This window comes from uncultured Anaerococcus sp., from assembly GCF_963510575.1.
In the GTDB taxonomy this organism is placed as follows: Bacteria; Bacillota; Clostridia; order Tissierellales; family Peptoniphilaceae; genus Anaerococcus.
Window position 1 is genome coordinate 1 of sequence record NZ_CAUPFR010000039.1, and the last position, 13,368, is coordinate 13,368.

The 13,368-nt window shown below is 36.9% G+C and carries 6 protein-coding genes; 3 read left to right on the forward strand and 3 right to left on the reverse strand.

The genetic code is table 11. The annotated features are described in order from the left end of the window. Positions 1 to 373: 373 nt before the first annotated feature. The 3 genes from larD to RQ907_RS04290 all read right to left on the reverse strand — a co-directional run bounded on the left by larD (position 374) and on the right by RQ907_RS04290 (position 11,283). Complete coding sequence (larD, locus tag RQ907_RS04280) at positions 374 to 1,081, reverse strand: D/L-lactic acid transporter LarD (RefSeq protein ID WP_311492158.1); 708 nt, start codon at positions 1,079 to 1,081, stop codon at positions 374 to 376. A 16-nt stretch (positions 1,082 to 1,097) separates the two neighbouring features. Then, positions 1,098 to 2,375 carry a nickel-dependent lactate racemase gene (larA, locus tag RQ907_RS04285; RefSeq protein ID WP_311492159.1) on the reverse strand — a complete coding sequence of 426 codons (1,278 nt, stop codon included), beginning with the start codon at positions 2,373 to 2,375 and terminating at the stop codon, positions 1,098 to 1,100. A 682-nt stretch (positions 2,376 to 3,057) separates the two neighbouring features. Continuing rightward, positions 3,058 to 11,283 carry a Rib/alpha-like domain-containing protein gene (locus RQ907_RS04290; protein WP_311492160.1) on the reverse strand — a complete coding sequence of 2,742 codons (8,226 nt, stop codon included), beginning with the start codon at positions 11,281 to 11,283 and terminating at the stop codon, positions 3,058 to 3,060. Positions 11,284 to 11,677: 394 nt separating this feature from the next. Between RQ907_RS04290 and RQ907_RS04295 the strand changes: the two genes are divergently transcribed. From RQ907_RS04295 to RQ907_RS04305, 3 genes are all read left to right on the forward strand, one after another. Beyond that, the gene (locus RQ907_RS04295) at positions 11,678 to 12,178 is read left to right on the forward strand and encodes a sigma-70 family RNA polymerase sigma factor (protein ID WP_311492161.1); all 501 of its coding nucleotides are present in this window, start codon (positions 11,678 to 11,680) and stop codon (positions 12,176 to 12,178) included. A 217-nt stretch (positions 12,179 to 12,395) separates the two neighbouring features. After that, on the forward strand, positions 12,396 to 12,860 hold the full coding sequence (locus RQ907_RS04300; protein ID WP_311492162.1) for a glucose PTS transporter subunit IIA: 465 nt from the start codon (positions 12,396 to 12,398) through the stop codon (positions 12,858 to 12,860). Between the two features lie 26 nt (positions 12,861 to 12,886). Continuing rightward, positions 12,887 to 13,368 (forward strand): HAD hydrolase family protein (locus RQ907_RS04305; protein ID WP_311492163.1); only part of this gene is annotated, 482 nt, incomplete at its 3' end.

The window sequence follows — 13,368 nt, forward strand, 5'->3', positions numbered from 1 at the left end:
CCAGTATCTTTAGATTTCGTTTTCCTGGTATAATTATAACACGAATCTTCACCCTTTGCAAGACATATTATATATAAAGTTAAAGTTTTACACATCCATTAAGAAAATAAAAGAAATTTAATCCCAATCCAAGCCCAGCACACCTGCCCCGTCCCGACGGGCTTGTTCTTCGTAGGATACGAGACGGTGCCTGCTAGTCTAGAAAACTCCCAAAATTCTGGTCCAACCATGGATTGGCTCTGGTATGTACTTTATAAAAAAATCTTAATAAAAAAATTAAGCGGAATATTAAATCTCATCTTAAGACTATATCCCGCTTAAATCTTTAAATTAATCCGTCTTTTATTTAGGTCAATTTTTACAAATATTTTTCCTAAAAACCAAGATAAAATTTAGCAAATAAGGCAGCTGCAATTGCGCCTACATATGGGGCAATGCCCGGAATTGTTAAGCCGTATTGCCAATCATTATCTGTTTTGTTTTTGATTGGTAATAGGCTATAAGCAAGTCTTGGACCTAGGTCCCTTGCTGGATTCATAGCAAATCCTGTAGGACCACCTAGGGCCATACCAATCGCCCACACTAACAAACCGACACCTATTGGCACAATATTTGGTTGATTTTTAACAAGACCTAATATTGATGATAAGAAAATAAAGGTTGCAAAAAACTCTACAAAGAAGTTTCTAGGAAGATTCCTATATATAGGGTTTGTTGAGAATATATTTCTTACCTTTACTGGGTCAATGTCTACGGATGCATCAAATTGATCTTTGTATAGGACATAGCAAATCAATGCTCCTACACATCCTCCCAAACATTCAGCTATAACATAAGGAACAAAGTAGGTCCATGGGATAAGACCAAGAATAGCTTGGCAAAATGCCATGGCTGGGTTAATGCACACATCACCAAATATTACCAAAACTATAGTAATACCAAAACCCCATGTTGTAATGGCGAATAAATGGCCTGAGCCTTGGTATTTAGCCTTGTTAAGTACCTCATCGCAGTGAACACCAACACCAAATATAATCATAAGAGCAGTTCCTAAGAACTCAGCTATTAATTTTGAAATCATATTAGCTCCTTATCCATTAAGCTTCAACAACTACACCTAAACCATCAGGAATAACAACTACTTTAGCATCTTCGCCCATTATACCAAATGCTAATTTCAAAGCATCATCCATAGTTCTTGCTAATTGCATGTGCAAGTCAGTAACGAGTTTTTCGTCTACTTTATCAGATACCAAGATTACATGGTAGTGAGAAAGGATACGGGCAAAAATTTGAGAAGTCCATTGGTCTGGCACAGTTTCAAGCCTTGGAGTGTTGATAGCCATCTCTTCAAATTCTCTAGCTTCTTTTACATCAGCAATATTGTGGTAGAAACCTTCACCACCGTGACCATCACCACAAGCACAACAGCTTATGATAACTCCACCTTCTTTAACAGTTGCTTCAGCAGCTGTCATACCCTTTACAGCTTGGTAAATATTTTGATCAAGTGGAGCTCCACCATTTGTAGTGATAGCTATATCACAGTCAATCTTTTTAACGCTGGCAAGGTCTCTTACAAAGTCACAACCAACCTTGTGAGCTTCTTCCATATCACCTGCAAAGGAACCGATAATTTCGTGTTTGCCATTTAAAACAACATTTATGATAAAGGCAAGATTTGCTTTTCTTGCTGCATATACCATATCTTCGTGGATTAAATTATGGTTTAGATTTCCTGTCCTTGAATGTTTATCATCTATAAATTCACCACTGTGGTTAGCCATGATTGTTTTATAAGAAGCTACCCCTGGCAAAACTGATTTTCTTCCGCCAGAAAATCCTGCGAAGAAGTGAGCTTCAATAAAGCCTTCAGCAATCAACAAATCACATTCAGCAGCGATTTTGTTAATTATGCAAGCTCCGCCACTTGGAAGTGTGCCGATTTCTTTCATTGAACTGTCATCTGTGGATACGTGCATTACAATTTCTTCGTTATCTACGATTTCTTGACCGTATTTGTTTATTAATTCTTCCCTAGTTGATGGACGGTGGAATCCTGTTGCTACAAGAATACGAATGCGGGCATCTGGGTTAGCACTGCGTATTCTCCTTAGTAAAATAGGTGTAATAATTTTTGAAGGAACAGGACGAGTATGGTCTGAACTAATAATTACTATATCCTTCTTACCGACAACAAGTTCTTCAAGTTTCTTTTGGCCAATTGGATTATCTAGAGATTCTTCCACCAAGTCTTCTTGGGACTTACTAGCCACATAATGAGTTTGTTTTCCCTCTAGTTTGCCTACAAAATTTTTATCTTCTAATACGACCTCCATACTTGTATGATCGTAAGGTACATTAATTTTAAACATGTTAACATCTCCTATCATATTAATATTTATTCAACAGATAGATTATAATATCAAAATTCACCAATATCAACCTAATTTTTATAATTATTTGTGCGTATAAATGGATAAATGTCGGAAAGCCTATAAATTCCAAAAAGTAAAACGTTTTTTGAAAATAAGAGCTTTAAACCTCATTAAATTATATATATTTTTTATAACAGTTTGATAATATATACAAAATTTGGTCTTTGTATTAATATACACAAAATCAACAAAATTCAGATACAAAAGCTAATAAATAAGTATATGTAGAAAATCTAAAGAGAAAAATACAGAATAAAAAAACGGTCTAAATACGTAAAACAAGCGAAAAACTTAGTGTAGACCAAAAAATAACGGATATGTTTTTAGCAAAAAAATATTTTCCTAGATGAAATTAAGTATAATTATAAATTTCATTCAAAACTACCAGCTTATCTAATATTTGCATAGCGCCTATAAGGCGACAAATACATTCGATGAATCAAACTTATAGATGTCCCTCTGTTTAATTATCCATACACTTTTCAGAATTTAAGGGATTTTGGGATTTGGACCTAAATCCCCCACCTGCATAGCATTCCATCTTTCCTTTGGTCAAACCACTTAAGCACAAAAAAACCCAAGGCCCTAAGACCTTGAGTTTTTCATATAGGTGCAAATCTTATTTATCTTCTTTTTTTCTTGTCGCAAATAAGCCTGCTATAGCTGCTCCTACAATTCCAAATAGGCCACTAACTGCGCCAACGCCTGTCTTTACATTCTTAGCGCCTGCTTGGTTTTGTCTATCCCTAGCTGGAGCTTGGTCAGCTTCCTTGCCAGATTTTTGTGGAGCTTGGTTTGCATCTTTTCTGTCTCTGTGAGGATTTGTAGAGCCTTCCTTGCCATTTGAAGGAACGGCAACAGAACCATCTTCAGCCTTCTCAACTAGGTTCTTGTAAGAAACTTTAGCTTGGTAACCGTCCTTATAGGTTAGGACAAGATTACCATTTTTATCCATTTCTACCTTCTTAGCATCAGGATTTGCCTTCTTTATACTATCTAAGATAGCTTTTTTCTCAGCCTTGCTTAACTTATCTACATCCTTAACCTTGACCTTATCTTTAGGTAAAATTACCCTTTCATCCTCAGCCTTAAACAAGACATCCTTGGCTGGCATAGTGATTTTTCTGCCATCCTTAGTGATAATTACAACCCTACCCTGATCGTCAACAGAAACATCAATTAGACCTGGATTATTTTTCCTAATCCTATCTGCTATTGCTTTCTTTTCTGCATCTGTAAGCTTGCTTGGGTCTTTGACTCCAACCTTGTCAATAGGTTTGAAGCGAGAATCTTCATCACCCTTAGCTTGACCTGGTTTGTCTTCGTCAGCATCTCCGCTTCCGCCCTTATTATCAGAGCCTGTGCCAGCATCAATTGGTGGAATTGCTGGATTAGTATCATCATCAGCCTTGCCATTTAGAGCCTTTTGAGCTTTTTCTAAAGCATCCTTAGCCTTGTCAACATCTTCTTGGGAAGCATTTGGATTATTAAGAACTTCCTTAGCCTTAGCTAGGGCTCTGTCATAAGCATCTCTTAGGGCCTGGTCAGCCTTCTTATACTTATCAGCATTCTTTGTTGGACCTTGACTTTCAACAAGTTTTGTAAGCTCATCCTTATTAACAGAAGCCTTTGCCAACTCTTTAACAGTTTGTTCTGGTGTAAGTTTTCCAGTTTTTCCGTCTTTTGTTACTGTTACATTACCCTTTTCATCTACTGTAATGTCATCATCAGTTAAGTTTAGATCTGGGTTAGCTTTCTTTACTGCTTCCTTAATCTTTCCTTGTTCTTCTGTTGTAACATTTTCTGGATTTGCTACTTCAACAGCTTCTGGTGCTTTTACTCCAAGTTTTGTATTGTCTTGGGCAACAGTTTTGTCTGCTGTGATTGTTCCAATTTCCTTGCCATTTTTATCTTTGATTGTAACTGTTCCGTCGTCTGCTACATCAATTGTTGCGCCTTCTGGTAGAGTGCTGTTTCCAGAACTATCTTTGTTTGCATCTTCAACAGCTTTTTTGACTTTATCCTTGTCATCTTTTGTCAAGGCTTTGGAGTTGTCTACTGTTATTGGGTTTGCTGGTGCATTAATTTTTGTTTCTTCTTCAGCTTTTTTAACAGTTTGTTCTGGACTTAATTCGCCAGTCTTATCACCTTTTTTAACTGTTACATTACCCTTTTTGTCAACTGTGATTGTTGCGTCGGCTAAATCTGGGTTGGCTGCTATTACTGCGGCTTTGATTTTGCCTTGTTCTTCTTCTGTAACATCATCTGGATTTGCTACTTCAACAGGTGTTGGTGCCTTTACTCCAAGTTTATTAGCATTTTGGGCAACAGTTTTGTCTGCTGTGATTTTTCCAATTTCCTTGCCTGTTTTGTCTTTGATTGTAACTGTACCATCATCTGCTACATCAATTGTTGCGCCTTCTGGTAGAGTGCTGTTTCCAGAACTATCTTTGTTTGCATCTTCAACAGCTTTTTTGACTTTATCCTTGTCATCTTTTGTCAAGGCTTTGGAGTTGTCTACTGTTGTTATTGTTGGGTTTTTTATTTTTGTTTCTTGACCTTCTTTTGGAGCTACTTTTACAGTAACATTTACTGTCTCACTTGATCCATCACTATAGGTGACTACTACTGGGATTGTGATGTCTTTGCCTGCGTCATCATCACTTGGTGTGTATTCAATTTTGCCATTTTCATCAATTTTAGCACCTTTTGGAGCATCGTTTCCTAATTTGAAAGTTGTTCCTGCTGGTATAGCTACTGATGAATTGTTTTTGTCAGTAAAGTTTGGTCCTGTAATTGTTGTTGGACTTCCAGCTTGGGCATCTGCTTCTGTGTAGGCAGGAGTCATTTTATCTGCAAGTGAAGGTACTTTTGCTGTTTTTTCATCTGAATTCTTATCAGCAGAATCTTTAGCTACTACCTTTACTTCTGTATTTTCAGCTACTATTCCATCTTTAATTGTAATGTTTCCTGAATTATCAATTTTTATAGATGTATCAGTTCCATCAGGTAATTTCCAAGTTCCATCTTTTTTTGTGACTGTGATTGTTACAGGGTCTCCACCATTTTTTGGCTTATAAGTTACTTCAATTTTTGTAACTTTATCATCTTCTGGTGGTGTTATTTTAACATCTCCATTTTTTTCAGCGCTTACTTCCGGAGCTTTTGGCTTACTTGAGTCTTGACCATTTAAAGCATTTGCAGCATCTTCTAAGGCTTTCTTAGCCTTGTCTACATCATCTTGGCTAGCTTTTGAATCATTGAGGACATCCTTAGCTTTTTTCAAAGCTTCATCGTAAGCATCTTTTAGAGCTTTTTCAGCATTATTGTATTTATCAGAATCCTTTGTAGATGTTTCTTTATTTACTTCTTCTCTAAGCTTGTCTTTATTTGTTTCTTTACCGTCTAAAGCATTTGCAGCATTTTCAAGGTCTGCTTTTGCCTTATTTATTTCAGCTTGTGTAGCCTTTGGATTTTGAAGGACTTCCTTTGCTTTTTCTAAGGCTTCATCGTAGGCTTTTTTCTTTTCTTCTGTTGCGTTTGTATATTTTACATCGTCTTTTGTAACAGTTTCTTTGTCTGCTTCAGCCTTTAATTCTGCTTTATCTACTGCTTCTGCCTCGCCTTTTTCTGAAGTATTGTTGTTGATGTCTGTTGCTGTTGCGGTTACTTTTTGTCCTTCTTTTGCCATTCCTTTTGGAAGAGTTATCACACCACTTTTTGGGTCAATTGTTATTGAAGCATCTGTTCCTTCTGGGAGGGTCCAATTACCATTGGCATCTTTTGTAGCTGTAATTGTTACAAGATTTCCACCCTCTTTTGGTGTGTAGGTTACTTCAATTTTTGAAGTATCTTTCTCTTCTGGTGGGGTTATTTTTACTCCGCCATCAGGTTTTGCTTCTAACTGTGGACTTCCTGGAGCTTGTGTGTCATTAGATTTCACAGTAGCTGGGTCTGATGTTTTTTCTCCGTCTTTGGCTGTGACTTTTACATCTGTATTATTTTTGATTTTCACAGATGGAATTGTAACTTCGCCCTTGTCTGGGTCTATGGTTATATCCTTATCAGTGCCTTGAGGAAGGGTCCACTTGCCATTTTGTCCCTTTGTTGCGGTTAATTGCTTTGGATTTCCACTAGGGTCGGTATATGAAATTTCAAGTGTATCAGCATCATCATTTGCTGGCTTGGTTGTTAGGCTTCCGTCGTCTTTGGCATTTGCTATTGGTGCTTTGAGCTTTTCGTCAACTGTGTCTGCCTGGCCTAGTTGGCCTGTTTTTTGATTTTCGCCTGTACCTTGGGTTACTATTACAGCTCCGTCATCAGAAACTTCGATATTATAACCTTCGCCTTTCAAGATTGGATTTGCAGTCTTCAAAGCTTCGATAACCTTATCTTTTTCTTCTTTTGTAAGTTTGCTTGCATCTGCAACTGGAGTTTTTTCTGGCGCTACAAGTTTTATTGTCTTGTCAGCTGGTGTAACTTCTACAACCGTATCACTAGGTTGGAAAGTTCCTACCTTTCCTACTCCCATTGGCACGGTAACTGTACCATTTGCATCGACTTGGATTTCATCATCTGTAAATCCTAATTCTGGGTTGGCTGCCTTTATTGCATCTTTTACAGCTTGTTTTTCTGTTTCAGTAAGCTTTTCAGTGTTTCCTACCTTAACTTTGTCAGCTGGTGGGTTTAATTTTTTGCCATCTCTGGTGAATTGTTTTACTGTGTCAGCTAATTTTCCAGTCTTATTTCCGTCTTTAACTATTACATTGCCCTTAGCATCAACTTCAATTGTTGCTGTATCTGGCAACGAATTCTTTTCTTTAACAGCCTTGGCAACTGCATTTCTTTCTTCCTCTGTTAGGTTAGTTGGATCTTTGACCTCTACCTTGTCTGGAGCAGTTAAGTCAAGGATGGTGTCTTTTTGGACAACAGTTTGATCAGCAGAAATTGTTCCAACCTTACCATCTTGGTTTATTTTAACTGTACCGTCAGCCTCAACTGTGATGTCTTTGTCCTTAAAGTTCCTATCTTTATTTGCTTCCTTGATAGCATCTTTAACTGCTTGTTTTTCAGTATCAGATAAACCTTGTGCATTATCAACCTTAACAGGTTCTTTTGGTGGGTTGAAATTATTTTCTACTAGCTTTTGAGTGACTGTTTTATCTTTTCCGATTGTACCATCCTTGCCGTCTTTTGTTACAGAAACACTACCATCATCACTAACTATGATGTCTTCTTTACTTAAGTTACTATCTAGGTTTGCCTTTATTACAGCATCCTTAACCTTATCTTTTTCATCAGATGTAAGAGCATTAAGGTCTTTTACCTCTACTTTGTCTGGGGATTTTAAAGTTAGAGGGGTTTTTTCGACCTTTTCCCAAACTGCATAGACAGTTTTTGGATTTTCTACATTGTTTAATATATTAGGATCAGCTTCTGTTGCATTCTTATCTGTAGACCAACCCTTAAATTCATAACCTTCTCTGGTTGGATTGTCTTTAGGTTCAGTCGCTTTATTATCATCGCCAACCTTAACAACAGTTTGGTCCTTATCGCCTATCTTTCCTTGGTTGGCATCAAAGGTGACTGCTGTTTCTTCTGAATAGATAGCATAAACTACTAGGTGCTTGGTGATTGGTGTCTCTGCTGTAAAGATTTGGTCTTTGGTGAGCTTATTAAATTCAGAAGCAGTAACTGTTGTTCCGCTTAAAGCTTTCTTACCATCAGCTGTTACCCAACCTAGGAATTTTTTGTTTCCATCTGCCTTTGGAGCGTCTGGGAACTTATCGCCTGTATTTGCTGCTACATTGTCGCCCTCAAAACCATTTGCCTTGTAGCCTGTTTCTCCATAGAATTTTACGTTATCTGGGGCAATCCTTACAGATTTATTTGTATTATCTGCCCACTTTCCTTCTGTGGTATCAAAAAGGATTCTCGCCCTAACTCTTGATTCAAAGAGGTCTGATGGTAGAGATGATCCGTCTGAAGCATTTGAAACGAATTTCATATCCTTTAGAAGGGTCAATTTTTTATCTGTTTTATCATCAGATTGGTAAGCAAGCATCTTTGCTAGGTTTATCCTATATTGGTAGGCCTTGTATGTTTTATTATCTCCATCAAAATGTGGGTCAAATATATTAGCCTTGGCTAGGGTTAGTTTTTTCCTAACATCTGTTATTAACTCCCCTTTGTCATTGTATTTATTTTCGTCAGCTTGGACCTTGGCTATATACTTACCTACTCTGCCTTCTTCATAAAGAGTCCTTACCTTACCACCGTCATATTTGGTATAACCGACAATTTCTGTAGTATCATTATTAAATTTATCGTTATCGGCTGGTAGTTTTCTAGGGTCTACATAAACATTACCTTCTTCATAATCATTGGTGAAGATTTGTTGATATGGGGTGTAGAGGGACTTGTTGATTGATAAAATTGATTTTTTATCAGAATGGTCTGTCCAGGTGAGGTTCTTGACATTTTCATCAGATTTTTTTACTGGTATATATTTAAACCATGAAGTTTCGGTATCAATTTTATTTCCCTTAGCGTCATAGGATTCAACAAAAATATCTGCACCTGTTTTTAATTTTGTAGTATCAATATAGAAAGTACCACCAGAAGCTAAGATAGCTTTATTAGGTGTCCCTGTCATAACACCATCTTTGTCATTAAACATCCATGTTAAGCCCTTTTTAAATTCTAAGCTACTTTCAGTTCCATTTTTTAAGGTGTATTTTAACTTGTAAGAACCGGCTCCCTTTTTATATAAGTGCATATTGATATTTCTACCTTTTTCTAATGTTAAAGTTGCTGCACCTTCGTTTATTTTTGTACCATTGTGGATTTCAAGGAAGTTTACTGGCTTACCGTGAGATGATGTATAAGGCATGTAAATTTTTAGCTTATCACCAGTTTTGATAGTCGCACCCTCACGTAGGGTAATCTTATAAACACCCTTTGCATATTCTTCTATGGCATCATTGGCACCTTTCCCTGAATTATAGCCATTGTAGTATCCTTGTGGTTTTCTTAAAATAGCTTGGTCATCACCAACTTGGACCATGATTTGTCCACCACTTGGCTCCTCACCTGTATCGATTAGGTAAGAATCTCCTTCGTCAACTACATAGTCGTTTTCATATTTTTTTTCAAAGATTGTCCAACCGCCTTTATTAGGATTGGTCCAACCTGACATGGTTGTGTAATTTAATTTTCTAACTTTATCATCACTGAATGTTTTTTCAAATTGTCCCTTGTCTACTACATAGTCGATGGCTGTGATATAGAAACCTGAAAGCATAGTGTATTGGTCGTGTTGTGGAATTTTTACTACCTTCACACCTTCTTTTTTGAAGTCTTCTGTGCCTATAACAAGGTAAGCTAGTCCCTTTTTTTCATCAACATTTATCATTTCCTTTTTGATACCAAAATTTTTACTATATGGTGATAGGACCCTACCATCAGTCATTACATTGACATAGGCAATATTGCCCTTTTCATCAGCCTTCATATACTTAAGAAGGTTTGCATCAAAGACTTGGGTATAGGCAATTGGTTGACCGTCTATGGTTGGAGAAGACGCATTACCTGCTCTTTGACCCATATACTGAGTTCTGATAATACCAAGATTTGACTTGTCATTATATTGGTCTGGGTTTGAAATAAATTCAGACATAAAAAATTCTTGGTTGGTTGCATTGTTAGATTCATTTTGAAGTCCACCCTTTATAAATAGAGTACCTAGCTTATCTACTAGGTCAACCGATGTTGTCTTTGTATAGGTAGAATAGTCCATAGATGTGCCCTTTGGAGCATAGGCATAGACTCTTTTATAATTACCATCAGTTAGTCTCATTTGAACTATATAATTTTCATTACCAAGTTTTGATAGATCCACCCCTTCTCTCAAAACTAGGTTGATAGGGAGGTTTTTCCTGTTATTTGTCCTGTCTCCGGCAGCCTTTCCTAGGTCAAAGCCCTTGCCAACAACATTTTTAACATCTTCAAATTTATATTGGGTCTTGCCGTCCTTGCCCAAAACATAGGAGTGATCATAGTCTATGAATTTATCAAGGTCTCCAAAGTTAATTAGACCCCTATACCAAACAGCAGATGCCGCCTGAGTTTTTTCCTTATAGACAAGTCTTAGGACTGTCCTGCCATTGGCATCGACAAAGGCACCATCATAGTCGATATCATTCATTTCTACAGGGTCAGATCCACCTACCCTTACAAGGTTTTGGTCATCTTCGACCTTCCAACGGGACTTATCTTTAATCTTGTTTTCCCAGTTAGGCTTTTTGTAATAAGTCGCAGATGTGGTGGCATCAACATCGTTTTTTGTCCCAGTTTGGTCAGACCTATCTTCGCCTTGGTTTTTTTTGTTTTGATTGATTGCATCTTCTATGAACTTGTTTAGGTCAAAAGGTTTTTCTTCTCTTTTAGCCTCTTCCATACTATACTTAGCAGATCTTTCGAGATTTTCTATCCTCTCTTCAGAAAAGCCTTCTTGTCTTAATTTTTCTTTTTGTCCATTAGAAAAATGAACTTCTTCACTGGCTTCTTCATCTAGGATAGAAAGGTCATCTTCGCCCTTCTTAGCTGAGTCAGACGCAGTTTTTGAGTCAGCATCTGCCAACTTATTTGCTTGACTTTGAGTGTCAGTTGATTTTTTATCCCTAGCTAGCTTATCATTATTTGATGAAGCATCTTTGGCAGACTCGTTAAAATTATCTACCTCTACTGTCCTTGCCTCTAAGTCTTGGGCAAAGGAATTTTGACTAGTAAAGATAAATGAAATTGAAAGAGCTGCTACTAAAATACTAGATTTCTTGTTTTTCATCTTACTCTCCTTAGTTATTGTCTTTGTAGCTGATAAGAATTATCAAACCTACAAATTTTAAACATATTTCTTACCTTATATTATATATTTTTTCTATAGTCAATCAAGGTGGTTTTTATAACTAGCTTTTAAAAAAATCGCAAAGAACCCTGACCTTGCAAGGGTTTCTGGGTGTTGTGATAGCACTTTAAGACGGTAAATTATCAGCCTTCTTGCAGATAATTTATAAATTTTAAATTTGTCTAAAATCGCTTTAAGAAAAGATTTTTTAAAATAAAATCCAAATCCTTGCTTATCCCTATTTTACAAAGGCTTTAGCTTATTAAACTTTTTCTCCAATTTGTATTATTATAGACCTAGTCTCGAGATAAATTTATGAAATGAGGACAGAATTATGATTGAAATGAAAAATGCTGAAAGAATCATGGCAGACTATATGCCTTTAATCTATGCGACTGTAAGAAGGTTTAAGACCTTTGACATACAAGAATCTATTGATGAGGCAAAGATGGTTTTGATCGAAGCCATCCTTGCCTATGACGAAAACCAGGGGACTTTTGGTAATTATCTCAAACACAGATTAAATTACCACTTTTGGGACAAGGCGAAAAAACCCTTCACCACTTCCCTCGACCAAGAAACCGACAAGGGCCAAAGTCTATTGGATAGCCTAATAAGCGATGATGACTTGGAGAAAAATTTTTTCACCAAAGAAAAATACGCCTACCTTTACGAAAAAATTAAAAAACTGGATCAGAAAGACCAGATGATTATAAAACTAAAATACTGGGAAAATCTCCCAGATAAAAAAATAGGAGACCTCCTAGGTCTATCGGCAAAAACCGTGAGAAATAGACATTCTCTGACCCTTAAGAAATTAAAAAAAATGATATAAGCAAGCTAGGAAAAATCCTCTCTCCACCTTTATATAATTTTACAGTCTAGATGCCAAACCCATATAAAATCGCCTACCTTTTAGAAAAAAATTTTCCTAAGATTAGTTTCTGGCGAAACCATTTCGCCATTTTATGGTATAGTAATAACAAGAACTTATTTTTAAATTTAAAAGGGCTTGCCCTTTTTAAGGTATTTTAATGTAGAAAGAGGATTTTATGGCTGATTATGATAGTAGATTGTTTTTAGCACCTATGACGGGTGAAGTTTTAGACCTTGCTGAGTGCATCGACCCTATCTTTGCCCAATCTATCGTTGGTGCAGGGGTCTTGCTTGTGCCTTGTGATTCTAAGGTTTATGCACCTTGCGCTGGCAAGGTTAGTATAGTGGCTAATGGTGGGCATGGGCTTGCTATTAAAAACCCTGCAGGTTTCCAGGTTTTAATCCATATTGGCATTGATACTGTGGAAATGGACGGCGATGGTTTTAAGATTTTTAAAAAAGTGGGAGATGATGTCCTCCCAGGTGATCTTTTGCTTGAGTTTGACCTTGATAAGATTAAGGCAGCTGGAAAAAATATCCAATCTCCTGTTGTGATTACTAATCCATCTATAAAGAAGGTTGAAAAACTCACAACTGGCCTTGTTGAATTTGGCAATCCTATTTTTAGGGTCAATGATTAATTTTTCTAGAAATGAGTTTAGGATTTATGAAGAAATTGATTGTAGTTGATATTGATGGAACCTTGGTCAATGATGAAAAGAAAATCACCCCAAAAACCCGTGACGCTCTAATTTCTGCTATTAAGGCAGGCCATGAAGTGATGATTGCCTCAGGTAGGCCTAGCCATGGTATCAGAGCTGAGGCTGAGATTTTGGGTTTTGACAAGTTTGGCGGACTCTTATCTGCCTATAACGGTGGCGAAATTTATGATTTCAAGAATAAAAAAGTCTTGGCCTCCCACCCTATAGCCTATGAGCTCGCCAATGAAATATGTGATTTTGCTAAAAATCTTGATTTGGTCCTAATGATTCCAAAGGATAATTATATCCTAGCCAAAAATCCCGATAATTATTATGTCCAACGTGAGGCTAGGGTATGTGGGATGGATATTAAGGTTGTTGATGATTTTGGGCTCAGCCTTGATTTTTCTCCAAATAAGCTCCTTTTTGCCCAGGATCCAGAAAGAAT

Coding starts and splice junctions, on each gene's coding strand:
- RQ907_RS04295 (WP_311492161.1), top strand. CDS start 11,678: ATGATTGAAATGAAAAATGCTGAAAGAATCATGGCAGACTATATGCCT.
- RQ907_RS04300 (WP_311492162.1), top strand. CDS start 12,396: ATGGCTGATTATGATAGTAGATTGTTTTTAGCACCTATGACGGGTGAA.
- larA (WP_311492159.1), bottom strand. CDS start 2,375: ATGTTTAAAATTAATGTACCTTACGATCATACAAGTATGGAGGTCGTA.
- larD (WP_311492158.1), bottom strand. CDS start 1,081: ATGATTTCAAAATTAATAGCTGAGTTCTTAGGAACTGCTCTTATGATT.
- RQ907_RS04290 (WP_311492160.1), bottom strand. CDS start 11,283: ATGAAAAACAAGAAATCTAGTATTTTAGTAGCAGCTCTTTCAATTTCA.